The 25,402-nt window shown below is 67.3% G+C and carries 22 protein-coding genes and 2 tRNA genes; 11 read left to right on the top strand and 13 right to left on the bottom strand.

Going from position 1 to position 25,402, the window contains the following annotated elements:
• Positions 1 to 57 precede the first annotated feature (57 nt).
• The 3 genes from L687_RS42195 to L687_RS35080 all read right to left on the bottom strand — a co-directional run bounded on the left by L687_RS42195 (position 58) and on the right by L687_RS35080 (position 1,834).
• Entirely contained in the window at positions 58 to 555 is a 498-nt protein-coding gene (locus tag L687_RS42195) for a DUF6993 domain-containing protein (RefSeq protein WP_031207630.1), read from the bottom strand.
• Positions 556 to 639: 84 nt separating this feature from the next.
• Entirely contained in the window at positions 640 to 1,146 is a 507-nt protein-coding gene (locus L687_RS35090) for a single-stranded DNA-binding protein (RefSeq protein ID WP_021200512.1), read from the bottom strand.
• A 615-nt stretch (positions 1,147 to 1,761) separates the two neighbouring features.
• A tRNA-Arg gene (locus L687_RS35080) sits at positions 1,762 to 1,834 on the bottom strand.
• 87 nt (positions 1,835 to 1,921) lie between these two features.
• Here L687_RS35080 and orn point away from each other — a divergent pair.
• The 6 genes from orn (at position 1,922) to L687_RS35050 (ending at position 4,539) form a co-directional block, all read left to right on the top strand.
• The gene (gene orn, locus L687_RS35075; RefSeq protein WP_021200510.1) at positions 1,922 to 2,548 is read left to right on the top strand and encodes an oligoribonuclease; all 627 of its coding nucleotides are present in this window, start codon (positions 1,922 to 1,924) and stop codon (positions 2,546 to 2,548) included.
• A 36-nt stretch (positions 2,549 to 2,584) separates the two neighbouring features.
• Positions 2,585 to 2,660, top strand: a tRNA-His gene (locus L687_RS35070).
• Positions 2,661 to 2,747: 87 nt separating this feature from the next.
• Complete coding sequence (locus L687_RS35065; RefSeq protein ID WP_021200509.1) at positions 2,748 to 3,377, top strand: LysE family translocator; 630 nt, start codon at positions 2,748 to 2,750, stop codon at positions 3,375 to 3,377.
• Positions 3,378 to 3,404: 27 nt separating this feature from the next.
• Positions 3,405 to 3,752: a metallopeptidase family protein gene (locus L687_RS35060; protein WP_021200508.1), complete on the top strand. Its 348-nt coding sequence runs from the start codon at positions 3,405 to 3,407 to the stop codon at positions 3,750 to 3,752.
• Positions 3,749 to 4,045, top strand: a complete 297-nt coding sequence (gene clpS / locus L687_RS35055; protein ID WP_021200507.1) for an ATP-dependent Clp protease adapter ClpS — start codon at positions 3,749 to 3,751, stop codon at positions 4,043 to 4,045. Before L687_RS35060 ends, clpS begins: the two co-directional genes overlap by 4 nt.
• Positions 4,042 to 4,539 carry a DUF2017 family protein gene (locus tag L687_RS35050; protein ID WP_021200506.1) on the top strand — a complete coding sequence of 166 codons (498 nt, stop codon included), beginning with the start codon at positions 4,042 to 4,044 and terminating at the stop codon, positions 4,537 to 4,539. Before clpS ends, L687_RS35050 begins: the two co-directional genes overlap by 4 nt.
• On the opposite strand, the gene L687_RS35045 is transcribed toward L687_RS35050, so the two are convergent.
• From L687_RS35045 to gatC, 6 genes are read right to left on the bottom strand one after another with little or no spacing between them, the layout of a single operon-like run.
• Complete coding sequence (locus tag L687_RS35045) at positions 4,536 to 5,117, bottom strand: hypothetical protein (RefSeq protein ID WP_021200505.1); 582 nt, start codon at positions 5,115 to 5,117, stop codon at positions 4,536 to 4,538. The two genes, L687_RS35050 and L687_RS35045, sit on opposite strands and share 4 nt — an antisense overlap.
• Positions 5,101 to 5,418, bottom strand: a complete 318-nt coding sequence (locus L687_RS35040; protein WP_021200504.1) for a hypothetical protein — start codon at positions 5,416 to 5,418, stop codon at positions 5,101 to 5,103. The genes L687_RS35045 and L687_RS35040 overlap by 17 nt, the downstream gene beginning before the upstream one ends.
• A gap of 37 nt (positions 5,419 to 5,455) precedes the next feature.
• A complete protein-coding gene (gene dinB, locus L687_RS35035; protein WP_021200503.1) occupies positions 5,456 to 6,712 on the bottom strand; it encodes a DNA polymerase IV in 1,257 nt (418 codons plus the stop codon).
• Between the two features lie 47 nt (positions 6,713 to 6,759).
• On the bottom strand, positions 6,760 to 8,274 hold the full coding sequence (gatB, locus tag L687_RS35030) for an Asp-tRNA(Asn)/Glu-tRNA(Gln) amidotransferase subunit GatB (RefSeq protein WP_021200502.1): 1,515 nt from the start codon (positions 8,272 to 8,274) through the stop codon (positions 6,760 to 6,762).
• The gene (gene gatA / locus L687_RS35025; RefSeq protein WP_021200501.1) at positions 8,274 to 9,791 is read right to left on the bottom strand and encodes an Asp-tRNA(Asn)/Glu-tRNA(Gln) amidotransferase subunit GatA; all 1,518 of its coding nucleotides are present in this window, start codon (positions 9,789 to 9,791) and stop codon (positions 8,274 to 8,276) included. The genes gatB and gatA overlap by 1 nt, the downstream gene beginning before the upstream one ends.
• Positions 9,788 to 10,087 (bottom strand): Asp-tRNA(Asn)/Glu-tRNA(Gln) amidotransferase subunit GatC, encoded by a 300-nt coding sequence (gatC, locus tag L687_RS35020; RefSeq protein ID WP_031207627.1) that lies wholly within the window; start codon positions 10,085 to 10,087, stop codon positions 9,788 to 9,790. Before gatC ends, gatA begins: the two co-directional genes overlap by 4 nt.
• A 67-nt stretch (positions 10,088 to 10,154) precedes the next feature.
• Here gatC and L687_RS35015 point away from each other — a divergent pair, with 67 nt between their 5' ends.
• Both L687_RS35015 and L687_RS35010 read left to right on the top strand, forming a co-directional pair.
• The gene (locus L687_RS35015; RefSeq protein WP_021200499.1) at positions 10,155 to 11,855 is read left to right on the top strand and encodes a long-chain-fatty-acid--CoA ligase; all 1,701 of its coding nucleotides are present in this window, start codon (positions 10,155 to 10,157) and stop codon (positions 11,853 to 11,855) included.
• A gap of 65 nt (positions 11,856 to 11,920) precedes the next feature.
• Positions 11,921 to 13,741, top strand: coding sequence for a DEAD/DEAH box helicase (locus L687_RS35010; RefSeq protein ID WP_021200498.1), 1,821 nt, complete (start codon positions 11,921 to 11,923; stop codon positions 13,739 to 13,741).
• A 23-nt stretch (positions 13,742 to 13,764) separates the two neighbouring features.
• Here the strand turns inward: L687_RS35010 and L687_RS0121760 are convergent, their stop codons facing one another.
• The 4 genes from L687_RS0121760 to L687_RS34995 are packed head-to-tail and all read right to left on the bottom strand — an operon-like array spanning position 13,765 to position 18,883.
• Positions 13,765 to 14,232, bottom strand: a complete 468-nt coding sequence (locus L687_RS0121760) for a hypothetical protein (protein WP_021200497.1) — start codon at positions 14,230 to 14,232, stop codon at positions 13,765 to 13,767.
• Positions 14,229 to 16,562 (bottom strand): NAD-dependent DNA ligase LigA, encoded by a 2,334-nt coding sequence (gene ligA, locus L687_RS35005; protein ID WP_021200496.1) that lies wholly within the window; start codon positions 16,560 to 16,562, stop codon positions 14,229 to 14,231. The genes L687_RS0121760 and ligA overlap by 4 nt, the downstream gene beginning before the upstream one ends.
• A 38-nt stretch (positions 16,563 to 16,600) precedes the next feature.
• A complete protein-coding gene (gene mnmA, locus L687_RS35000; RefSeq protein ID WP_031207623.1) occupies positions 16,601 to 17,698 on the bottom strand; it encodes a tRNA 2-thiouridine(34) synthase MnmA in 1,098 nt (365 codons plus the stop codon).
• 9 nt (positions 17,699 to 17,707) lie between these two features.
• The gene (locus tag L687_RS34995; protein ID WP_021200494.1) at positions 17,708 to 18,883 is read right to left on the bottom strand and encodes a cysteine desulfurase family protein; all 1,176 of its coding nucleotides are present in this window, start codon (positions 18,881 to 18,883) and stop codon (positions 17,708 to 17,710) included.
• Between the two features lie 100 nt (positions 18,884 to 18,983).
• On the opposite strand from L687_RS34995, the gene glgX reads away from it, so the two are divergent.
• The 3 genes from glgX (at position 18,984) to glgB (ending at position 25,395) form a co-directional block, all read left to right on the top strand.
• Positions 18,984 to 21,056: a glycogen debranching protein GlgX gene (gene glgX, locus L687_RS34990; protein WP_021200493.1), complete on the top strand. Its 2,073-nt coding sequence runs from the start codon at positions 18,984 to 18,986 to the stop codon at positions 21,054 to 21,056.
• A gap of 65 nt (positions 21,057 to 21,121) precedes the next feature.
• Entirely contained in the window at positions 21,122 to 23,194 is a 2,073-nt protein-coding gene (locus L687_RS34985; protein ID WP_031207621.1) for an alpha-1,4-glucan--maltose-1-phosphate maltosyltransferase, read from the top strand.
• Positions 23,191 to 25,395 (top strand): 1,4-alpha-glucan branching protein GlgB, encoded by a 2,205-nt coding sequence (glgB, locus tag L687_RS34980; protein ID WP_021200491.1) that lies wholly within the window; start codon positions 23,191 to 23,193, stop codon positions 25,393 to 25,395. Before L687_RS34985 ends, glgB begins: the two co-directional genes overlap by 4 nt.
• The last annotated feature ends 7 nt before the right edge of the window (positions 25,396 to 25,402 follow it).

The following is a 25,402-nucleotide window of genomic DNA, read 5'->3' as shown; positions in this document are numbered from 1 at the left end:
CCGCTCCTTCTGTTGGCGTCGAAGATCGACACTCCAGCCTACCGGCCCCCTGGCGTGTCACCAGTCGATCGGACGTGTGGTGCCGACCAGGCATCGCCCTTCGGCGAGTTGCGGGAGGACCGCGGTGACGACCTGCCCGGTGGACGGGCCGACCTGGCCGACCAAGCACTCGTCTTGACCCCACCGCACCGAGAACTGCAGGCTCTCCGCCGGGTTGCCGACGGTGGTCTGATCCTGGGTCACCTGCATCGACCCGCGATCGAACCCTGCGCCGATCAGCGCGTCGATGTAGGCACGGCCGGAACCGCGCTGATCTGTCGCCCAGATGCCCTCCGCGGTCGCGGTGAACACCGGCAGGTTGTCCTCTGCGCTGCCGTCGGGAACGAGCACGGGAGCAGACGGCGCCGTCGAGTCCACATCGGGAGTTGCCGAACTCGACGGAGACGCCGTCGGTGCAGGTTCCGGAGCGCAGCCCGACAGCAGAAGAGCAGAGACGGCCGTGACCGCCAGGACGCCGGCTGCACGCGCCGGTGAGGAGACCGATCGACGAAGCACGTGCCGAGTCTACGTCGCCTTCCTCCCGCCTCCGCGTGAACCGGCCGACAGTCGGCACCCGACGCTCTCGGAATCCGGTGCGCGTCAGTCGCTCGCCGCTATCCTCGACGCCGGATCCGCCCATGGGAGATCGAATGCCGCAGACTCGGACTCTGCGGCGGGTGAGAGGTCTCCTTCCTCTGCAGAGTGAGCGCCCGGCGCGTCGGAGCTTGCCTCCGCGATCCCGGTCTGCGGCCGCGGCTGCGGTCGATACGCCGTGGTCCCCCACCGCAGATCGTGTCCGATCGCCTCCGCTTCGACATCGACACTTGTGCCATGTTTGCCGTTGCTCTCCCAATTCCGGATCTTCAGCCGACCTGTCACGATCACCGCGTCACCCGTCCGCAGGGACGCCTTGGCGTTCTCGCCGAGCTGCCGGAACGCCGCCACCGAGTACCAGTTGGTCCCCGAGTCCGTCCAAGCCTGGGCGGCGGGGTCGAAACGTCGGTGGGTGCTGGCGAGACGGAAGTTGGTGACCGCCACACCTCCTGCGGTCTGCACCTGTGTCGGGTCGGTGGCGACTCTTCCCACGATGGTCAGCGTGTCGATCATGTTGCTCGTCCTCTCGTCTCCGGATCCCTTCCGGTCTTTCCAGCGTGCGCGGCCACGACGGAGGCGGGGAGCCCGAAACGCGAAGTCGGTGGAGAGACCGAGGCAATTGCCCTCTGTGGAGAGAAACCCCCGATGAGGACGAGAGGACTGCGCTCGAGGGAATGTCGGTGGTCGGTCATATCTTCGAATCACGAAAGGAGCACCGATGTCCGACAGCATGATCACCTCTCTTCCCGAAGTCCCCTTCGCCACGCCTCGACTCTCGTCCCCGCGAGAGCATCTCGTCCGGGCGGCCGATCATCTCTGGAGGGTCCAGGACCAGAGAGACCATGTTCTCGGACATCTGCGCATCGTCGCGGACCCGCTCGGTCTCCGGTACAGGGCGGAGAGGCTACACCTCGCAACCGGCGTGTTCCGAGTGGTCGGCGAGTTCTGGCGTGTCGATGACGCCGTCGCGGTGCTTCGCTATTCCTGACGGTGGTCGCCGCCCGCGACGCATGGCGTCGATCCGGGAGAGGTCGCTCTCTGCCCATGAGATCGTCTCTCGTCGGATTGATCATCCGTCGGATCGACCACCCATTGGATCGAACATTCTCGAATGCCGATCCCGTGAAGTGCCCCCGGCAGGATTCGAACCTGCGACCAAGAGATTAGAAGGCTCCTGCTCTATCCCCTGAGCTACGGAGGCGCACGACTCTAGAGTATCGCGGTCGCGCAGACGATTGACGAGTCACACTCCGGCCGGTGATGTCGGGGGCGTCGATAGTATGGCGAGATGGTATCTGCGTCCGAGAATGATCGTCTCGTATGGATCGACTGCGAGATGACGGGACTCGATCTCGCGGTCGACGAACTCGTCGAGATCGCCGTCGTCATCACCGACTTCGAGCTCAACCCGATCGACCCCGGATTCCAGGTGGTGATACGCCCCACCGAAGCCGCGCTCGCGCACATGAACGATTTCGTCACGAAGATGCATGAGACATCGGGCCTGATCGAGGAGATCCCCGGTGGCGTGTCGCTGGAGGAGGCGGAGTCCCAGACGCTGGCGTACATCAAGCGCTTCGTGCCCCTCGAGCGCAAGGCTCCATTGGCCGGCAACACGATCGGAACGGACCGCATGTTCCTGGCCAAATACATGCCGCAGGTGGATCAGTGGCTGCATTACCGCAATGTCGACGTCTCCAGCATCAAGGAACTGTCGCGACGCTGGTACCCGCGGGTCTTCTTCCAGGCTCCGCCCAAGGACGGAGGGCACCGCGCCCTCGCCGACATCCTGGAGTCGATCCGAGAGCTCCGGTACTACCGCGAGGCGGTGTTCGTCGATGAGCCGGGACCGTCCAGCGACGAAGCTCGCGAGATCGCTGCACGCACGGTGTCCGAGTTCACTCCGAACATGTAATAGACTCGTATGGTTGCCTGCTCCGGCAGGCACATGGTGGGTATAGCTCAGCTGGTAGAGCGCTGGCTTGTGGTGCCGGATGTCGCGGGTTCGAGTCCCGTTACTCACCCCACTGAAGAAGGCCCGAATCGCGAGATTCGGGCCTTCTTCGCGTCTACGCGCGGCTGGTACCCCTCCCCCGACGCCCTAGACTGACGACGTGTCACTCGCGGTCTGGTTCTCGTTGCTGACCGCGTCCGTCGTGATCAGCTTCACGCCTGGGGCCGGGGCGATCAACACGATGTCGAATGCGATGAACCAGGGCTGGCGGCGCTCGATCTGGGGCATCATCGGCCAGCAGATCGCGTTGATCGTCCACGTCGCGATCGTGGCTGCCGGTGTCGGACTCCTGGTGTCACGTTCGGAGGTGCTGTTCAACGGCATCCGCTATGCCGGGGCCGCCTACCTGGTGTTCCTCGGGATCCGCCTCATCCTCGCGAAGCCCGCGGTCGTGGTCGACGACGATCCCCTGCCGGTAGACAGCCGCGAGAGCCACTGGTCGATGATCCGCCGCGGTTTCTGGGTCAATCTCCTGAACCCGAAGGCGATCGTGTTCTTCCTCGCGTTCATTCCGCAGTTCGTCAGGTTGGACGAGCCTCCGCTCCCCCAATACCTCACGCTCATCGTCACCGTGATCGTCGTCGACGTGATCGTGATGTGGGGATTCTTCGCTGCAGCCGCACGTCCGTTCCGTCGACTCACGCGAACCGCACGTGGACAGCGCATCCTCAACACCGTGTTCGGCGTCCTGTTCATCGTGGTGGCCGCGATCCTCGTTCTCCTGCACTGACCTCCCTCGGGCCCTAGGCTGAGGGGGATGGACATGGATGCCGCCGCCTTCGAAGAGCTCGTGATCGATGAGCTCGACCAGTTGCCCGACGACATGGTCGAAGGGTTGGAGAACGTCGTGTTCGTGGTGGAGGATCGGCCGGAGGACGGCAGCCTCGATCTGCTCGGCCTCTACGACGGGCTGGCGCTGACCGATCGGACCCAGTACGGGATGGGCGAGTTGCCCGATCGCATCGTGGTCTATCGCGAGCCGCACCTGGCCCAATGCGAGAACGAGGAAGAGCTCCGCGACGAGATCCACACCACGTTGGTGCATGAGATCGCGCATTTCTACGGCATCGACGACGAGCAGCTGCATGAGATGGGTTGGGCATGACGATCCCCGCCGCGGTTCCCGATCTCGATGAGGCGACCGATCTGAGCGCCGCTCCCCTGGAGCCGTGGCAGGTGGTCGTCTGGAACGACCCCGTCAATCTGATGAGCTACGTGGTCCGTGTCTTCCGCACGTATTTCGGATACTCGCTCGACCACGCGACGACGCTGATGCTCGCCGTGCACCACGACGGACACGCCATCGTGGCGACGGGGCCGCGCGAGACCATGGAGGTCCACGCGCAGGCCATGCACGACTACGGCCTGTGGGCCACGGTCAGGAAGGCCTCACAGTGACCAGGGACGCCGTCATCGTCACGATCACCGGGATCGAGGAGCTCCACCTCGCGAAGCTCGTGGACGATTTCATCGAGCTCCTCGCGACTTCGCGGGAGGTCGGGGACCCCGCCATCGACCGATTGACGCCGACTCCCTACCCCGACGATGCGGACTCCGCCGCCGATTTCGCCGAAAGCACGAGGGATGATCTCCTCGATCGACGGCTCGCCGATGCGCGCCGGACACGTGGGTCTCTCGGAGACGTCACCGGTGACGACCTCGCCGAGGCAGAAGCGCTGCGGACGCGGGAGACGACCGTGCCCGTGGAGGACGTCGACGCCTGGCTCCGAACGCTCACGGCCATTCGCCTCGTCATAGCCACGCGGCTCGGGATCACGACCGACGAACAGACCGCCACGGATGGGCGTCACGATGTGTACGACTGGCTCGGATACCGTTTGGAACTTCTCATCCAGGCTGCAGACGAAGCGGATGAGGGCCGGAAGGTCTAAGGAACCTCGACGATTCTCGTAGCGAGGGATCGAGGGTCGTCCCGCTCGATGTGTCGGCGTTCCTGTGCCGCCCAACGGTCCCAGTGCGGCCGATAGGCGTCCCCATCGCGTGCCAGGGCACGCGCCTTCCTCGATGCCTCCGCCGACTCCACCCATACCCTGACATCGGCGAGGGCGGCGGACGAGGGGCGGAGGATCCCGCTGCCCTCGACGATGACTCCGAGGGCCGGGTCGACGGCGTGGCTCTCCGCCTCGGTGCGGTCCTCCCAGTCCCATCGCCGCCAGGTGCCGAGATACCCGCGGCCGTGCGGACGGAGGATCCAGTCGAGGGCGCGCTCAGCGCCTTCATCGAGGCCGTCCCAGCCCGGGTAGATGGAATCCAACGCGATGAGCTGTACGTGACCGACCACGGGCCAGCGACGCACCAACAGGGAGGCGAGGGACGACTTTCCCGCACCGCTGCCGCCATCGATGAGCACGACGGGGTTCGCGGCGGCGACGGCACGGACATCCCGCTCGATCAGCGTCGCGGCCTGCTCCAGCGCGGCAGCGACCGGATCGTCACTTCTTGAGGGCACGGATGATGCGAGTGAGCGCCCGTCCGGCGACCCAGACGAACGGCACGGCGACGACGAGCAACGTGACGATGTTCGGCTCGAAGCGCAGACCTTCCTCGCGACGCACGTAGACCCCGACCGGGACGGAGACACCGCCACCGCCACCACCCTCGCCACCGTCTCCGCTGCCTCCGCCGAAGCCCGAGTAGGTGAATGCCACCGGAGTGATGCTCACACCGTCGACATCCTGCGGCTCCCCGTACGCGCTCTTCACGCCGAAGGACGCAGCTTGCTTTCCGAGTTCCAGTGCAATGTTCGGCATACCCCCACGCTAGTCGAGGAACCGCGCGCGCGTGCGATCAATCCAGGCCGTGGGCCTTCGGATGTTGGGCGGCACCGCGACCGTCCCCGCGGCCGATGTGTCGCGCGCGGCTGATCGTCGCTGTGCCGAACCTGGCCATGGCCTCGTCGACTGCCCCCTCGACTCTGCGCCAGTCCTCGTCGTCGTCCCACAGCCCGAGACCGCCGCCGCCGGCCGGACGCAGGTTCTCGGCTCTGACGCCGACCAGACGCACGGGATCGCGTCGGTCGATCTGCTCGAACAGAGCCTGCGCAGCCTCGCCGATGCGCTGCCCGACCGCGGTGGGCTCGCTCAGCGTCTGAGAGCGACTCAGGGTGCGGAAGTCGTCGAAACGGATCTTGATGGCGACGGTCGACGTCTCCCACTCGGCGCGGCGGAGACGTGCGGCGACACGGTCAGCGAGCCGCAGGAGCTCCGCGCGGAGGAACGGACGATCGAGGATGTCCGTATCGAAGGTCTCCTCATGACCGATGCTCTTCTCCACGCGCACCGTATCGACGGCGCGCGCATCCTCACCCATCGCGAGCTGAGCGAGGCGCGCGCCCAGGGCGGGGCCGACCGCACGCTCGATCATCTCGCGCGGAGCCTCGCGCACATCTCTCACGGTACGGATACCGCGTGCCTCCAGCGCCTCGGCAGCCTTCGGCCCGACGCCCCACATCGCGCGGACCGGACGTGGCGCGAGGAACTCGAGCGTGTCCTTTGCGGCGACGACGAGCATGCCGTTGGGCTTGGAGATCGTCGATGCCATCTTGGCGACGTGTTTGGTGGCCGCGACTCCGACACTGCAGGTGATGCCGACCTCATCGTGCACACGTCCGCGGATGAGCTCTGCGATGTGTGCAGGGCTGCCCCAGAGCCGTCGCACGCCCTGCACATCGAGGAACGCCTCGTCGACCGACAACGGCTCGACGAGCGGGGTGAACGATTCGAAGATCGCCATCACCTGCCGGGAGACCTCCTGATAGCGATGGAAGTGCGGCGGCACGATGCGCGCGGAGGGACACAGGCGCAGCGCCTGCGATACCGGCATCGCTGCGCGTACGCCGTATCGGCGGGCCTCGTAAGAGGCACTCGAGACGACCGAGCGGCCGTCCGGTGCGCCGATGATCAGCGGAAGCCCCCGGAGCGCGGGATCGTCGAGGACCTCGACAGCCGCGTAGAACGCGTCCATGTCGACGTGGAGGATGCGCGTCCCGGTGTCGTCGGCGTCGGAGGCGGAGACCATCCGTCCCGTGCCGTCACCGTGTCCCATACGACCATTCTCCCCCGGGCCTCCGACAGGAGGCCCGGGGCCACGCGCTACTGGGCAGCGCGCTCGAGGATGAGTTCACGCACGCGTGCCGCGTCCGCCTGGCCCTTCATGGCCTTCATGACGGCGCCGATGACAGCACCGGCGGCCTGGACCTTGCCGTCCTTGATCTTCGCCATCACATCCGGCTGGGCCGCGAGAGCCTCGTCGATCGCAGCGATCAGCGCGCCGTCGTCCGACACCACGGCGAGGCCACGGGCGTTGACGACCTCCTGCGGAGTGCCTTCCCCCGCGATGACGCCTTCGAGCACCTGGCGGGCGAGCTTGTCGGTGAGCGTGCCCGCGTCGACCAGCTGCTGCAGTGCGGCGACGTTCTCCGGGCTGATCAGCTCGGTGGCTTCCTTCTCCTGCGCGTTCGCGAGACGGGAGATCTCCCCCGTCCACCACTTGCGGGCGGACGCAGGTGCCGCACCGGCGGCGATGGTCGCCTCGACCACTTCGAGCAGGCCTCCGTTGCGCACGTCCTGGAACTCCAGGTCGGTGAAGCCCCACTCCGTCATCAGGCGACGACGGCGGGCGACAGGCTGCTCGGGAAGAGCCGCGCGCAGCTCCTCGATCAGCTCGGCGGCCGGCTCCACGGGCAGCAGGTCGGGCTCCGGGAAGTAGCGGTAGTCGTCGGCGTCCGACTTCGGACGACCCGGCGATGTCGTACCGGTGTCCTCGTGCCAGTGCCGCGTCTCCTGCGTGATCGTGCCGCCATCGGCGAGGATCTGCGCCTGGCGCTGGATCTCGTACTTCACGGCCCGCTCGACCGAACGCATGGAGTTGACGTTCTTCGTCTCGGTGCGGGTGCCGAGCTTGTCGGTGCCCCGCCGACGCAGAGAGACGTTGGCGTCGCAGCGCAGGTTTCCGCGTTCCAACCGGGCCTCGGAGATTCCGAGACCACGGACGATGTCGCGGATCGCCTGCACGTAGGCCTTGGCGACCTCGGGTGCGCGGTGCTCGGTGCCGTAGATGATGTTCGTCACGATCTCGACCAGCGGAACACCCGCGCGGTTGTAGTCGACGAGCGAGTACTCAGCGCCCTGGATGCGGCCGGTGGCGCCACCCATGTGGGTGAGCTTTCCCGCGTCTTCCTCCATGTGAGCGCGCTCGATCGGGATCGTGATGAGTGTCCCGTCCTCGAGCTCGACCTCGACCGAACCGTCATAGGCGATCGGCTCGTCGTACTGCGAGATCTGGTAGTTCTTGCCGAGATCCGGGTAGAAATAGTTCTTCCGCGCGAACCGGCTCGATTCCGCGATCGAGCATCCGAGAGCGAGACCCAGGCTGATCGACGAACGGATCGCCGTCTCGTTCACGACCGGAAGCGACCCCGGCAGACCGAGGTCGACGGGCGCGATCAGCGTGTTCGGCTCAGCGGCGTGGAAGGCCTCGTTGGCCGGGTTCGGCGCATCGGAGAACATCTTCGTGTTGGTGTTGAGCTCGACGTGCACCTCGAATCCGAGGACCGGCTCGAACAGCTCGAGCGCCTTGTCGAAGTCCATGAGCTTGGCGGCGGCCATCAGCGCTTCCCTCCTGCGAGCTGCGGTGCGCGGGTGAGCAGCGGCGCACCCCAGGAGTCGACGAGCAGCGTCTCGAGCGCGGCGCCGACCTTGTAGAGACGTGCATCCTCCCGTGCCGGGGCGATGAACTGGATGCCGACGGGGAGTCCGTCGTCATCGGCCAGACCGCTGGGGACGGAGATGCCGGGAACGCCGGCGAGGTTCACCGGAATCGTGGTGATGTCGTTGAGATACATCTGCAGCGGGTCGTCGATCTTCTCGCCGAGCTTGAAGGCGGTGGTGGGCGCCGACGGCGTCGCGATGACGTCGACCTCGGCGAAGGCGTTGGCGAAGTCCTGCTGGATGAGTGTGCGGACCTTCTGCGCGCTGCCATAGTAGGCGTCGTAGTAACCGGCCGACAGTGCGTACGTGCCGAGGATGATGCGTCGCTTGACCTCGTCACCGAAGCCGGCGTCACGGGTTGCGGACATGACGTCCTCGACCGTCGGGTTTCCGTCGGGCGTCACCCGCAGACCGAAGCGCACCGAGTCGAACTTCGCGAGGTTGCTCGATGCCTCCGCGGGGAGGATCAGGTAGTACGCAGCCACGCCGTACTCGAAATGGGGAGCACCGATCTCGACGATCTCCGCGCCCTGAGCCTCCATGAGCGCGAGAGCATTGCGGAAGGATGCGGCGACGCCGGGCTGGAAGCCGCTGTCCGGCAGTTCGCGGATCACGCCGACCTTGAGACCCTTGAGCACGTCTCCGCGCGCACCCTCGCGAGCCGCCTCGGCGAACGAGGGCCACGCGTCGCGCAACGACGTCGAGTCCTTCGGGTCGTGGCCGCCGATCGCGTCATGCAGCAGCCCCGAGTCGAGGACCGTCCGCGAGACGGGGCCGACCTGGTCGAGGCTGGAGGCCAGGGCGATCGCGCCGTAGCGGCTCACACCGCCATACGTCGGCTTGACGCCGACCGTGCCGGTCACGTGCGCGGGCTGACGGATCGAGCCGCCCGTGTCGGAGCCGAGAGCGAGCGGTGCCTCGAATGCGGCGACAGCGGCAGCCGAACCGCCACCGGAACCGCCGGGGATGCGGTCGAGGTCCCAGGGGTTGTGCGTGGGGCCGTATGCGGAGTGCTCGGTGGAGGACCCCATGGCGAACTCGTCCATGTTGGTCTTGCCGAGCGGGACGAGTCCCGCGGCGCGTGAACGCGCGACGACCGTGGCGTCGTAGGGAGAGCGATAGCCCTCGAGGATGCGCGAGCCGCTGGTGGTCGGCTGGTCGGTCGTGACGAGGACGTCCTTGATCGCGAGAGGAACGCCGGCGAGCGGTCCGAGGGCCTCGCCGGCAGCGCGACGGGCGTCGATGGCCGCTGCGGCCTCGAGCGCTCCATCGTTGATGTGGAGGAAGGCGTGGACGTCGCCGTCCACGGCGGCGATGCGATCGAGGTGCGCCTGGGTCGCCTCGACGCTGGAGACCTCGCGAGAGGCCAGCTTCGCTGCCAGATCCGCCGCATCGAGTCGGATGATGTCGCTCACTGCTCTTCTCCCAGGATCGCGGTCACGCGGAAGCGGCCGTCGGCGGCATCCGGGGCGTTCTGGAGCACCTGCTCGTGCGTGAGCGTCTGGCCGACCACATCGGGACGGAACACATTGCTCAGTGGGATCGGGTGGCTCGTCGCCACGATGTCGGCGGTCGCGACCTCCGACACCTTCGCGATGTTGTCGACGATGGCGTCGAGCTGGCCCGTGAGCCGCGACACCTCGTCGTCGTTCAGCTGGATGCGTGCGAGCACACCGAGATGGCGCACGAGTTCAGGGGTGATTTCAGACACTCCCCCAGTCTAGTTGGCGCGCTCCGAACTCCCATGCCCCACGAGCAGCTCGACATATGCTGGGCGGGTGAGCACGTTCCAGCCCCCTCGCCCGTGGGTCGCCAGCTACGCCGCAGGCGTCCCGGAAGACCTCGCCCCGGTCGACGGATCACTCGTCGACATCGTCGCCGCGTCGGCGCGGGACTACCCCGATGCCCCCGCGCTGCAGTTCTTCGGGCGTGAGACGACATACGCACAGCTGCAATCAGCGATCGACCGCGCGGCGACGGGGCTGCGGGATCTCGGCGTCCGCGCCGGCGACCCTGTGGCCATCGTGCTGCCGAACTGCCCGCAGCACATCGTGGCCTTCTACGCGGTGCTGCGACTCGGCGCCGTCGTCGTCGAGCACAACCCGCTCTACACGCCTCGTGAGCTGCGCAAGCAGTTCGAGGACCATGGAGCGAAACACGCGATCGTGTGGAACAAGGTCGTCTCCACGGTGCAGGAGTTCCCGGTGGACCTCGCCGTGACGAACCTCATCTCCGTCGACGTGACGCGCGCCATGCCGTTCCTCACGCGCTTCGCCCTACGTCTCCCCGTCGCGAAGGCTCGCGACTCCCGCGCGGCCCTCACGGCCAAGGTGCGCGGCACGGTCGTCTGGGACTCGCTGGTCGCTTCCGACCCTCTGCCGGAGACGCACCCGAAGCCGGGAACCGACGATCTGGCGATCATCCAATACACCTCCGGAACGACCGGAACGCCGAAGGGGGCGGCGCTCACACACCGCAACCTGCTGGCGAACGCCGCCCAGTCGCAGGCCTGGGTGCCGTCGATCCGACGCGGCAACGGTTGCGTCGTGTACGCGGTCCTTCCTATGTTCCACGCTTACGGACTCACGCTCTGTCTGACGTTCGCGATGTCGATGGGGGCTCGACTCGTGCTCTTCCCCAAGTTCGATCCGGACCTCGTGCTCGATGTCGTCAAGAAGCACCCCGCCACGTTCCTGCCGCTGGTACCGCCCATAGCCGACCGCCTTCTCGCCGCGGCCGAGGCGAAGGGCGTGTCGCTCGAGGGCATCGAGGTCGCGATCTCCGGCGCGATGGCGCTGCCACATGAACTGGTCGTCCCCTTCGAGGAGGCCACCCACGGATATCTCGTCGAAGGCTACGGGCTGAGCGAGTGCTCCCCTGTCCTGATGGCGAACCCGGTGGCGGACAACCGCGTTCCCGGAACCGTCGGGCTTCCCCTGCCCGGAACCGAATGCCGCGTGGTGGATCCGGAGAACCCTGGTGAGGATATGCCGTCGGGCTCTGCCGGGGAGCTCGTCGTGCGCGGGCCGCAGGTGTTCTCGGGGTACTACGGCAAGCCGGAGGAGACGGAGGCGGTCTTCGTCGACGGCTGGTACCGTACCGGCGACATCGTCACGATCGACGAGGCCGGCTTCGTTCGCATCGTCGATCGCATCAAGGAGCTCATCATCACGGGCGGCTTCAACGTCGCACCCACCGAAGTGGAGAACGCCCTGCGCCAGCACCCGCAGGTCGCGGATGCCGCGGTCATCGGTCTGCCGAGCGAGCACTCCGGTGAAGAGGTCGTCGCCGCGATCGTCATCGATCAGGGAACCGACGTGGACGTCGAGGCCGTTCGCGAGTTCGCGCGCAGCATCCTCACCCCCTACAAGGTCCCCCGCCGCATCTTCGTGGTGGACGAACTCCCGAAGTCGCTGATCGGTAAGGTGCTCCGGCGCCAGGTCAAGGAGAAGCTCGTGGCGCTGAACACCGGCGCCTGAGGACGCCCTCACAGGCGGCGGACGCCGCAGCGCGCTACCCTTGGGAAGTGACCCCTGAAGATGCAGTGCTGACCGACGCCCCCGACGAATCTCCCGCGACCCCTGGATTCGAGGAGCTCGGCATCACCGGGCCCGTCCTCAAAGCCATCAAAGACCTCGGCTATGAGACGCCGTCGCCCATCCAGGCGGCCACCATCCCGACGCTCCTGGCTGGGCGCGATGTCGTCGGCATGGCGCAGACCGGTACCGGGAAGACCGCGGCCTTCGCCCTCCCCGTTCTCGAACGCCTCGATGTCTCCCAGAAGACCCCGCAGGCCCTCGTGCTCGCACCCACCCGTGAGCTCGCGCTCCAGGTCTGCGAGGCGTTCGAGTCGTACGCCTCCAAGATGAAGGGCGTGCACGTGCTCCCCGTCTACGGCGGGCAGGGCTACGGCGTGCAGCTGTCGGCTCTGCGCCGCGGCGTCCACGTGATCGTCGGCACGCCAGGCCGCATCATGGACCACCTCGCCAAGGGCACGCTCGACCTGTCTCAGCTGCAGTACCTCGTGCTCGACGAGGCCGACGAGATGCTGAAGATGGGCTTCGCCGAAGACGTGGAGCAGATCCTCGCGCAGACCCCCGAGGAGAAGCAGGTCGCGCTGTTCTCCGCGACGATGCCGCCGCAGATCCGCCGTCTCGCCCAGAAGTACCTGCGAGACCCCGAAGAGATCAGCATCAAGTCGAAGACCGCGACCGGCACCAACATCACGCAGCGCTACCTCGTCGTGTCGTACGCGCAGAAGGTCGATGCGCTCACCCGGATCCTCGAGGTCGAGAACTTCGACGGAATGATCGTCTTCGTCCGTACGAAGAACGAGACCGAGACCCTGGCGGAGAAGCTGCGCGCCCGTGGCTACTCGGCCGCAGCCATCAACGGCGACGTGCCTCAGGTGCAGCGTGAACGCAGCGTGAACCAACTCAAGGACGGCAAGCTCGACATCCTGGTCGCGACCGATGTGGCCGCGCGAGGACTCGACGTCGAGCGCATCAGCCACGTCGTCAACTTCGACATCCCCACCGACACCGAGTCCTATGTGCACCGAATCGGTCGCACGGGCCGCGCCGGACGATCGGGCGACGCGATCAGCTTCATCACCCCGCGCGAGCGCTACCTCCTGAAGCACATCGAGAAGGCGACGCGTCAGCAGCCGGCCCAGATGCAGCTCCCGAGCACGGAAGACGTGAACACCACACGTCTGAACCGCTTCGACGACGCGATCACCACGGCGCTGTCGGAGACCGGGCGCATCGAGGCGTTCCGCGACATCGTGGCGCACTACGTGCGTCACCATGATGTCCCTGAGGGTGATGTGGCCGCCGCTCTGGCTGTCGTGGCGCAGGGTGACAAGCCGCTGCTGCTCGACCCCGCCAACGATCCGCTCACCAAGGCGGTCGAAGCAGACAACCGTCCCCCGCGCGAGCGCACGGGGCGCGATGCTCGTGAGCCGCGTACGGAACGACGCGGGCGTGGCGACTACACCGCCTACCGCATCGAGGTCGGACGACGTCACCGTGTCGAACCCCGCCAGATCGTCGGGGCCCTCGCCAACGAGGGCGGTCTGGGACGCGACGACTTCGGTGCGATCAACATCCGTCCGGACTTCTCGACGGTCGAGCTGCCATCGAACCTGGATCCGTCTGTCCTCGAGAAGCTGCGCGACACGCGCATCTCGGGACGCCTGATCGAGATCAAGCCCGACCGCGGTCCCGGGGGCGCACGCCGCACCGGTGGCCCTCGGGAGGCCGGCGGTCGGGGTGACCGTTTCGAGCGTCGGGACCGCGATGATCGGCCGGCGCGCGACACGCGTGACGAGAAGCCGTACCGCAAGCCGCGTCACAAAAGCTGACCACCACTCGCGCGCGGAACGGATTATCCCGTCCCGCGCGCGAGTCGCGCGGCGACATCGATCAGCGGCTCCGGATGTGTGAGCAGCGCACGCTGCTCGGGGTGCGCGATGAGATGGGCGATCAGCCGATGCGCGCCCATGACCGCAGGCTCCCAGTATCCGCCGACGTGGTGTCTGCTCAGGGGCAGGACTCGAGATTCTCCGTCGACCGTCAGAGTCACGGAACCGTCGTCGGGATCGACTCCGGGATCGGTCAGCATGGCGGCGGTCAAAGCGCCGAGCAGAATCGTGCTGACGAGCCCGGGAAGACGGAACCTCGTCGTGGGGACGTCCATGACGATCGTGTCGAGCTCGCTCCAGCTCACGATCCCGCGATTATCGACGCCCTCGCGAATGATCACGGCATCACGGGTCAACCGCAGATGATGGCGACCGGGATCTCCGACGGCGAGAGCCTCCGGGACGACGATCAGGGGCCCGAAGCGCTTCACGCCCCTTCGCCCGTGGGAGGGAGGGCATCCGGCCCCTGGGTCACCAGGATATGGAACTGCGCCGCGTCGAGGATTCGCAGGCCGAGGTCCTCCGCCTTCGCTAGCTTGGAACCCGCGCCGGGGCCGGCGGCGACGAAGTCGGTCTTCTTCGATACGCTCGACGCGGCCTTGCCGCCCGCGTTGATGATGGCCTCCTGTGCGCCGTCTCGTGTGTAACCGTCGAGGGATCCGGTGGCGACGACGGTCAGCCCCTCCAGGACTCCGCCCGCGGCCACAGCCGCGCCGGGACCGGGATGCCCAGGCGTCGCCCACTGCACTCCCGCGTCCTTCCACTGCTGAACGATCTCCTGGTGCCAGTCCACCTCGAACCAGGCGAGAAGCGAATCGGCGATGATGCCACCGACGCCCTCGACCGCGGCGAGCTCGTCGCGTGACGCCGCGCGGATCGCGTCGAGCGACCCGAACCACTGAGCGAGCGCCCTCGCGGCGACAGGGCCGACATGGCGGATGTTCAGTGAGACGAGCAGCCGCCACAGGTCCTTCGTCTTGGCCTTCTCCAGTTCTACGAGCAGGGTGAGCGCCTGTGCGGAGGGCTGGGGTCCGTCGAGACCGGACTTCTTCTCAGCCGCAGTGGGGTTGCGTCGGAAAGGAGCGCGAGTTTTGACGACCCCGTCCTCGTCTTCCTTGGGGAGACCCGTCTCGGCGTCGCGAACGAACAGCTCGATGGGGACCAGCTGTTCGAGGCTGAGCGCGAACAGGCCCGCCTCGGTCTCGAGCGGTGGCACTGCAGGAGACGTCGGCTGCGTCAGGGCCGCAGCGGTGACCTCGCCCAGTGCCTCGACGTCGAGGGCGCCTCGCGAACCGATGTGCTCCACGCGTCCGCGCACCTGCGCCGGGCACGAGCGTGCGTTCGGACAGCGCAGATCGATATCGCCTTCCTTCATGGCTCGCAGGGGCGTGCCGCACTCCGGGCACTCGACGGGCATCACGAACTCGCGCTCGGTGCCGTCGCGCTTCTCGACGACCGGCCCGAGGACCTCGGGGATCACGTCGCCGGCTTTGCGCAGCACGACCGTGTCACCGATCAGCACGCCTTTCGCCTTCACGACGTCCTTGTTGTGCAGCGTCGCCTGGCGGACCACCGATCCGGCGACATGTGCGGGGGCCATGACGGCGAACGGAGTCGCGCGACCGGTGCGACCGACCGACACGACGATGTCGAGCAGCTTCGTCTGCACCTCTTCCGGCGGGTACTTGTAGGCGATCGCCCAGCGCGGGGCCCGGCTCGTCGCGCCGAGCTCGTCGTGCAGCTCGAGCTCGTCGACCTTGACCACGATGCCGTCGAGCTCATGCTCGACATCATGCCGATGCTCGCCGAAGTACTCGACGAACGTGACGACCTCGTCGATCGTGCGGCAGACCTTCGTGTGCGGGCTCGTGGGCAGCCCCCACTCCGCGAGCAGGTCGTACACCTCGCTCTGCGCGGCGACCGGAGGGTTCGACCATGCGCCGACCCCGTGCACGTACAGCGCGAGCGACTCGATCCGCAACAGTCCTGCTTCGAGCTCGAGGCCGCTCTTCTTGTCGATCTGCTGGCGGAGTCCACCGCTCGCCGCATTGCGGGGGTTCGCGAAGGCCGGGAATCGCCGGGCGGCCGCGGTGCGCGCCTTCTCCTCGTCGAAGGGCTTCTTCACCCCGCCGCGCGATTCCCACCGCTCGAGCGCGTCGGCGTAGGCCCGGTCGCGGAAGGCCGCCTGCGCCGCATTGAGTCGTTCGAACGCCGCCACGGGGATGAAGACCTCGCCGCGCACCTCAACGATCGGGGGATGCCCGTCGCCGCTGAGCCGATACGGGATCTCGGGGAGGCGCAGAGCGTTCTCGGTGACGATCTCTCCGACGCGTCCGTCGCCTCTGGTGGCTGCGGAGGTCAGCACACCGTTCTCGTAGCGGAGGTTGATCGCCAGCCCGTCGATCTTGAGCTCGGTGAGCCAGGCGACCTCGCGGCCCGCTGCGGCCTTCGTCTTCGCTGCCCACTCCTTCAGCTCGTCGACCGAGAAGACGTTGTCGAGGCTGAGCATCCGCTCGGCGTGCTCGATGGTCGCAAGACCCGTCGCCTCGGCCGCGCCGACCATCTGGGTGGGCGAGTCCTGTCCCTGGAGCTCGGGGTGCAGACGCTCGAGCTCTTCGAGCCGGTGCATCCATCCGTCATAGGTGAAGTCATCGACGACCGAGGTGTCGCGGCCGTAGTAGGCCTCTTTGGCGTCGAGGATGCGAGTGGTCAGCTCTTCAGCTTCGGTTCGGGCGTCTTCCAGCGAGATGTTCTCCGGCACTCCGCCAGTCTACGAGCGGGTACCGACACCGGAAACGTCTACGCGCCGACGGGAACCGCCGAGACCGTCGTATCGATCGTGAACTGTCCGAGCACGCGCGTTCCGACGTAGAGCACAGCGGTCTGCCCCGGTGCGACGCCGTCGAGGGGAACCTCCGGTGTGATGCGTACACCCCCGTCGGAGACCTCGGCGTGTGCGGCCACGGGCTCGGAATGCGCACGGATCTGCACATGGCAGGAGAAGGACGATTCGGTCGGTGCAGCGCCCGCCCAGCTGAACCGCTCCCCCGCGATCTCGGCGATGGCGAGGGCCTCCTTCGGGCCGACGACGACGGTGTTGGAGACCGGGCGCACTTCGAGGACGAACCTCGGCTTGCCGTCGGCGGCGGGCACACCGAGCTTGAGACCGCGGCGCTGCCCGACGGTGAAGGCGTGAGCACCCTCGTGGGATCCGACGACCTCTCCGCTGCGGTCGACGATCTCGCCGGTCGCCGTGCCGACCTTCTCGGCGAGCCAACCGCGGGTGTCACCATCGGGGATGAAGCAGATGTCGTGGCTGTCCGGTTTCTGCGCGACGCTCAGACCGCGTGCCTCGGCTTCTGCACGCACGATCGCCTTCGAGGGCGTGGTGCCGAGCGGGAAGTAGGTGTGCGCGAGCTGCTCGGCGTTGAGGACGCCCAGGACGTACGACTGGTCTTTGGCGTTGTCGGAGGCGCGGTGCAGCTCGAGACCCCCGTCGCCGTGGATCAACGTCGCGTAGTGCCCCGTGCACACGGCGTCGAACCCGAGCTCGATCGCTCGCTCCAGCAGTGCGGCGAACTTGATCTTCTCGTTGCATCGCATGCAGGGATTGGGGGTGCGACCGGCCTGGTACTCGGAGATGAAATCTGCGATCACGTCGTCGCGGAACCGCTCCGAGAAGTCCCAGACGTAGAACGGGATGCCGAGCACGTCGGCGGCGCGACGGGCGTCGAGGGCATCCTCGATCGTGCAGCAGCCGCGGCTGCCGGTGCGCAGGGTGCCGCCGGCACGGGACAGTGCCAGATGCACGCCGACCACGTCGTGCCCCGCCTCCACGGCCCTGGCGGCCGCGACGGCGGAGTCGACTCCACCGCTCATAGCCGCAAGGATCCGCATGAGACCAGTCTACGAGCGCGCGGCTGTGCCGGCGCCGGATGCGCGGGCATACGCATCAGCGATCGTGGCGAGCACCGCATCGACGTCGGTATCGGTCGAGGTCCGACCGAGCGAGAACCGCAGCACGCTGCGCGCATCCCGTTCGCTGCGCCCCATCGCCATCACGACGTGCGACGGCTCGGCGACGCCCGCCTGGCAGGCGGATCCCGTCGAGGCGGCGACGCCGGCGACATCGAGGAGGAAAAGCAGGCTCTCCCCCACCGCGCCGGGGAACAGCACGTGCGCGTTCCCCGGGAGGCGCACGGTCGGATCCCCCAGCAGTTCTGCTCTCGGCACGGCCGCCCTGATGCCGGACACGAGGCGGTCACGCAGCGCGCTGAGTCGTGCGGTCTCGTCCGATCGTTCGCGCTCTGCGAGCTCCAGCGCCGTCGCGAAAGCGGCAGCTCCGGCGACATCTTGCGTGCCCGCGCGCAACCCGCGCTGCTGCGCTCCGCCACGCAGCAGCGCAGTGAGGCGGGCCGTACGCGCCGTGACGAGGACTCCCACGCCGACCGGCGCGCCGATCTTGTGGCCGGCGAAGCTCATGGCGACCAGGCCGACCCCACCGTCGGCATCACCTCGCAGGGTGCGGAACGACAGGGGCACGTGCCCGAGAGCCGCGACGGCGTCGATGTGCAGGGGAACTCCCGCTCCCGCCGCCGCGGCTGCAAGGGAGCGGGTGTCGTTGATGGTTCCGACCTCGTTGTTCGCCGCGAGGGCCGTCGCCAGAGCGGCACCGGGAAGCTCGGCGGCGAACTGCTCGGGATCGATCCGCGCGTCGGGCGCGACGGGCACTCGTCGCAGTGCTGCCCCTTCATCCACGAGCGCGGCGACCGTGTCCATCGTCGCGTGATGCTCGGCGTCGGGCATCACGATCGCCGACGTTCCGCCCGCGCGGCCGTGCCACAACCCCTGAAGAGCGAGGTTGATGGACTCCGTACCCCCGGAGGTGAACACGATCTCGATCGGGTCGGCCTCCAGCACCGCGGCGACCCGTTCGCGCGACTCCTCGAGCAGCCGACGCGCATCCTGACCCGCCCCGTGCGTCGACGACGCATTGCCGACCATCTGGGAAGCGGCGAGCCAGACCTCCCGTGCTTCGGGGCGCAGTGGCGTGGTCGCCGCGTGGTCCAGATAGTGCCGCATCCTTCGATTCTCTCCCGAAACGAGGGCGGAAGGGTGCTGCCTCCAGGTACCGGGTGCGCGCTGACATGAGACGGCAACACATCGCGCCTAGTGTGTACTCATGCCCGAGTCCCGAGACCTCACCGTGCCCGGCGGACCTGCCCTCGACAACCTCGGCGTTCGTCTGCACGACGGCGTCGGTACCCTGCGCGTCTGGTCGCAGAACGCCTCCTCCATCGAGTTGGTCGTCTTCGACGCCACCGACCTCGACTGGGCGACGGACGAAGTGCCGCTCGAGCGACTCGCCGGGGGCGTCTGGGAGGTCACCACCGAACTGCTCCAACCCGGTGTGCGGTATGCCATCCGTGTCGGCGGTCCGCACGGCCCCGGGAACACGTTCAACCCGGAGACGCTGCTCCTCGACCCCTACGCCCGCGGCCTCGCGCAGGGAGACGGGTACGAGGAATGGCGCTCCGTGGTGATCGTCGACGGCTTCGATTGGGGCGAGTCGCAGAAGCCTCGGGTGCCGTTGGACCGCACGGTCATCTACGAGGGGCATCTCAAGGGCCTCACCAAGCGTCATCCCGATGTTCCTCCCGCACTGCACGGCACCTACGCCGGGCTCGCCCACCCCGCGATGATCGCGTACTTCCACTCCCTGGGGATCACCTCGATCGAGCTGCTCCCGGTTCATGCCTTCGTGCCGGAACCTCGCCTCCTCGAGCGCGGTCTCACCAACTACTGGGGCTACAACACGCTGAACTTCTTCACCCCGCACACCGCCTACGCCACCGAGGAGGCCCGCAAGGAGGGGCCGGAGGCAGTGCTGGCCGAGTTCAAGGGCATGGTTCGGCTGCTGCACGAGGCAGGACTCGAGGTCATCCTCGACGTCGTGTACAACCACACGTCCGAAGAGGGCATCGGCGGTCCGCGCTCGAGCCTGCGCGGCATCGACAACGCGAACTACTACCGGCAGGATGAGTCCGGCGTCTACGTCGACACCACCGGGTGCGGCAACACCCTGAACACGGCGACCGATGCCGGTGCTCGACTCGTTCTGGACTCCCTGCGCTACTGGGCGCAGGAGATGCAGATCGACGGCTTCCGCTTCGACCTCGCCACGGCCATCGCCCGCGACGCCGCCCACACCTACACCCCGGAGCATCCGCTTCTCACCGCCATCGCGGACGATCCGATCCTCGCCGACACCAAGCTCATCGCCGAGCCATGGGACGTCGGTCTCGGCGGCTGGCAGACGGGCAACTTCCCGGCCGGCTGGCATGAGTGGAACGACCGCTATCGCGATCGGGTGCGCAACTTCTGGCTGAGCGACATCGACTACGCCCGGCGAGCATCTGCCCCGGTGGGCATCGGTGGATTCGCGACCCGTCTCGCCGGATCGTCGAACACCTTCAGCGAGGACCGCGGTCCGCTCGCCAGCGTGAACTTCGTCACGGCGCACGACGGCTTCACCCTGCACGACCTCGTCTCCTACGACGTCAAGCACAATGAGGCCAACGGCGAACAGAATCGCGACGGTGCGGACATGAACCGCGCGTTCAACCACGGAGTCGAGGGTCCGACAGACGACCCGACCATCCTCGCCTCGCGGCGCAAAGCCATGCGCAACCTGCTCGGAACGCTCCTGCTGTCCGCGGGCATTCCCATGCTCACCGCCGGCGACGAGGTCGGTCGCACCCAGCGAGGCAACAACAACGCCTATGCCCAGGACTCCGTCCTGACCTGGCTCGGTTGGGAGTTCGAGCCCTGGCAGGACGATCTGCGCGCCCACGTCTCCCGGCTCATCCGGCTGCGCCAGGAGAACCCCGCCTTGCGACCGAGCCGCTACGCGCGACTCGGCGAGCACATCCCCAACGCCTCGGTGATGGACTGGTACGACCAGAACGGGGAGACGATGGAGCAGGACCAATGGGCCGACCCAGGGAACCGGACGCTGCAGTACGTCGCCGCCTCCACTCCCGACACCGAGGCCTACAACCGCATCCTGCTGATCGTGCACGGTACCGAGTCGCCCATCGATGTACGCCTGCCCGTCGAGATCGAAGACGCGACCCGCTTCGTCTCGCTGTGGTCGAGTGCTCAGGAGCGCCCTTCCGATGACGAAGAGGTCTTCGCGCCTGGCGATGTGCTGCCGGTCTCGGGCACGTCGATGAGGCTGTTCCGCATCGAATGAAGCCGGCCGACGACGCACCCTCCGGCGCGCTACCCGTGGCCACGTCCGCGCGGTACATTCGGGAGGTGGCTGCACGTGCTGGTACTCGGTCCTCGGCTCTTCGGAGCCCCGCTCAGATCCCGACGCGCGCCCTGGGCGTTGCGGATTCTCCCGGTGCACTGCGGACGACCCGCATCCCGCTGCTCGACCCGTCGCCATCGGTACCCGGTGGCTTCAGGCCGAAGGCCTTCGTCGGCGAAGTGGTGCCCTTCAGCGTGGTCGCGTTCCGCGAGGGCCACGACGTCATCGGCGTGCACGTCCGGCTCACGTCCCCTTCCGGAGAAGAGACCCTGCATCGCCTCTCTCCCCGCGACGACGGCACCGACACCTGGTCGACGCCGATCGCGCTCGACGAACAGGGCGAATGGCTCTTCCGGTTCGAGGCCTTCTCCGATGACTTCGCGACCTGGGCGCACGCCGCGGAGCTGAAGGTCGCCGCCGGGGTCGACGTCCCGGTGATGGCAGCGCTGGGGGCAGATCTGCTGGCGCGGGCCGCCGCGGAGAAGGACCGCCCGGCACCGCAGCGGAAACGGCTCGGCGCAGACGCGGTATCCCTGCAGGACGGCGATGCCGCGACAACTATGGCGCTGGCGACGGATGCGGGATTGGTTCAGATCTTCCGCGACCGTCCCGTGACGACTCTGCGCTCCGCGACGCCGACACACACGCTGCATGCCGACCGGCGCGCGGCAGGTGTCGGCGCCTGGTACGAGTTCTTCCCCCGCTCCGAAGGCGCGCGGCGTCTGAAGGACGGAACTGTCAAGAGCGGCACGTTCCGCACCGCGACGCGTCGTCTGCCCGACGTCGCGGCGATGGGTTTCGACGTGGTGTATCTGGTGCCGATCCATCCGATCGGTTCCACCAATCGCAAGGGACGCAACAACACCCTCACCGCCGAGGCCGGAGACCCGGGTTCGCCGTACGCGATCGGCGCCACGGAAGGCGGGCACGATGCGATCCATCCCGAACTGGGCACCTCGCAGGATTTCCGGGCGTTCGTGCGCGCGGCACGGAGGGAAGGGCTCGAGGTCGCGCTCGACCTCGCACTCCAGGCCTCGCCCGACCATCCATGGGTGCGCGAGCATCCGGAGTGGTTCACGACCCTCCCGGACGGCACGATCGCCTACGCCGAGAACCCGCCGAAGAAGTACCAGGACATCTACCCTCTGAACTTCGACAACGATCCGGACGGCATCTACGCGGAGATGCTGCGGGTCGTGCAGCACTGGGTGGCGCAGGGCGTGAAGATCTTCCGCGTCGACAACCCGCACACGAAACCGCTCCAGTTCTGGGAATGGCTCATCGCAGAGGTGAACGCCGTCGACCCCGACGTGATCTTCCTCGCAGAGGCGTTCACCCGACCGGCCGTCATGCGCGCGCTCGCCGCGGTCGGTTTCCAGCAGAGCTACAGCTACTTCACCTGGCGCAACACGAAGGCCGAGCTCGAGGAGTTCCTCGGCTCGGTATCCCACGAGACCTCCGACTACATGAGGCCCAACCTCTTCGTGAACACCCACGACATCCTCACCGAGTACCTGCAGTTCGGTGGCAGGGCGGCCTACAGGATCCGCGCCTGCATCGCCGCGACGGCAGGTCCCGTATGGGGCGTTTACGCGGGCTACGAACTCTTCGAGAACGTCGCCCGTCCCGGGTCCGAAGAGAACATCGACAACGAGAAGTACGAGTACAAGTTCCGAGACTGGGTCGGCGCCGAGGCTCGCGGCGAATCGCTCGCCCCCCTGCTGCGCCGACTCAACGAGATCCGGGGCGCTCATCCCGCGTTGCAGCAGCTCCGCAACTTCCGCGCGCACTGGAGCGACGACGACGCGGTGCTCGTCTACAGCAAGCATCTGGCGGCGCCGTTCACCGGCACCGGTCGCGGAGACACCGTCATCGTCGTCGCCAACGTCGACCCGCACTCGGTGCGGGAGACCACCGTGCACCTCGACACGACCCAGTGGGGCATCCTCCCGGGCGAGGCCTTCGAGGTGGAGGACCTCCTCACGGGAGCCGTCTGGACCTGGACCGATCACAACTACGTGCGGCTCGACGCCTTCGCCGAGCCGGTGCACATCCTGAAGGTGAGGGAGCGATCATGAGCTACACGGAAGACGTCGCCGCATCCACCGAATGGGAGGCGGTCTCATCAGCCACGTACCACGATCCTCACTCCGTTCTCGGAGCGCATGCCCACAAGGATGCGGCCGATCGCACCGTCACCGTGATCCGTGCCAGACGCCCGCTCGCAGAAGCAGTCGCAGCCGTCTTCGACGACGGCAGCAGGCAGGAGCTCGCCCACGTCGCCCACGGCATCTGGGAGGGCGAGCACAGCGGTCCCCCGGTCCCTTACCGCATCGCCACGAGGTACGCAGATCACGATGAGACAGTGTCGGGCGACCCGTATCGGCATCCGCCGACGCTCGGCGACCTCGACCTGCACCTGATCGCCGAGGGGCGTCACGAACGCCTCTGGGAGGCGTTGGGCGCTCATGTGCGCACGTTCGACGGAGAGATCGGCGTCTCGTTCGCGGTCTGGGCGCCCAACGCCACTGCCGTGCGGGTGGTCGGCGACCACAACGACTGGAACGGCGAGGCCCACGCCATGCGCTCGATGGGCGTCAGCGGCGTCTGGGAGCTCTTCGTTCCAGGGCTGCCGATCGGCACCAGATACAAGTACCAGATCCGCACCCGCGAGGGGGCGTGGATCCTCAAGGCCGACCCGATGGCGCTCGCTGCCGAGGTTCCGCCCGACACCGCATCGATCGTGACGGCATCGACGCACAGCTGGTCGGATGGCGCGTGGATGACGCGCCGGGCGGCCACCCACGCCGTGGCGCAGCCGTTGTCGATCTACGAGGTCCACGTCGGCTCATGGCGGGCGGGCCTCGGATACCGCGAGATCGCCGACCCGCTGATCCGGCATGTGACGGAATCGGGCTTCTCCCACGTCGAGTTCATGCCGCTGGCGGAGCATCCGTTCGGTGGATCGTGGGGCTATCAGGTCAGCGGATACTACGCCCCCACGAGCAGGTTCGGCACGCCCGACGACTTGCGCTATCTCATCGACCGTCTCCACCAGGCCGGCATCGGCGTGATCATGGACTGGGTTCCGGGCCACTTCCCCAAGGATGCCTTCGCACTCGCGCGCTTCGACGGTCAGCCTCTCTACGAGCACCCGGACCCACGACGCGGAGAGCATCAGGACTGGGGCACACTCATCTTCGATTACGGCCGCCCGGAGGTCCGCGGATTCCTGGTCGCCAACGCCCTGTACTGGCTCCGAGAGTTCCATGTCGATGGGCTTCGTGTCGACGCCGTCGCCTCGATGCTCTACCTCGACTACTCCCGTCAACCGGGCGAATGGGAGCCGAACATCCATGGCGGGCGCGAGAACCTCGAGGCGATCCGTTTCCTGCAGGAGGTGAATGCCACCGCCTACCGGCTGCACCCGGGGATCCTGATGATCGCGGAGGAGTCCACCAGCTTCCCCGGCGTCACCGCTCCCACCGACCACGCAGGCCTGGGTTTCGGGTTCAAGTGGAACATGGGCTGGATGAACGACTCCCTGCAGTACATCTCACGCGACCCGATGTACCGCGGGCATCACGAGGGCGAGATGACCTTCTCCTTCGTCTACGCCTTCGGTGAGAACTATCTGCTTCCCATCAGCCACGACGAAGTCGTCCACGGCAAGGGCAGCCTGGTCGCAAAGATGCCGGGAGACCATTGGCACAAGCTGGCGAACGTGCGTGCGTACCTCGCCTACATGTGGGGGCACCCCGGCAAGAAGCTGCTGTTCATGGGGCAGGAGTTCGGCCAGCTGGCGGAGTGGTCGGAAGGGCGCGAGCTGGATTGGTGGCTCCTCGAGCAGCCCTCGCATGCCCAGCTGCAGGACTTCATCGGCGAGATGAACCGTACCTACCGGGCGCAGGCCCCTCTCTGGGAACGCGACAACGACGGTTCGTCGTTCAGCCGCCTCGGTGCGCCGAGCTGGGAATCTACGGTGATCGCGTTCGAGCGGCGTGACGCGCACGGCGGACGCCTGGTCGTCGTGAGCAACTTCGCCGGGGTGGAACGCACCGGGTATCAGCTCACCCTTCCTCGAGAAGGAGTGTGGCAGGAGGTGCTCAACACGGACGCGGCGGACTACGGGGGTCGAGGATCGGGCAACCTCGGGTTGGTCTATGCGAAGCCCTCTGAAGGAGGAGCACCGCTCGCGACCCTGACGTTGCCCGCGCTCTCGACGCTGTGGCTGCGCTACCAGTCCGACCCTCACGTGCCGACGGTCAACCACGGCTGAGCGCGCC

It is taken from the genome of Microbacterium maritypicum MF109, assembly GCF_000455825.1.
Lineage (GTDB): Bacteria > Actinomycetota > Actinomycetes > Actinomycetales > Microbacteriaceae > Microbacterium > Microbacterium maritypicum_A.
The sequence above is the reverse complement of the archived record's forward strand: the minus strand, read 5'-3'. Positions and strand labels throughout refer to the sequence as shown.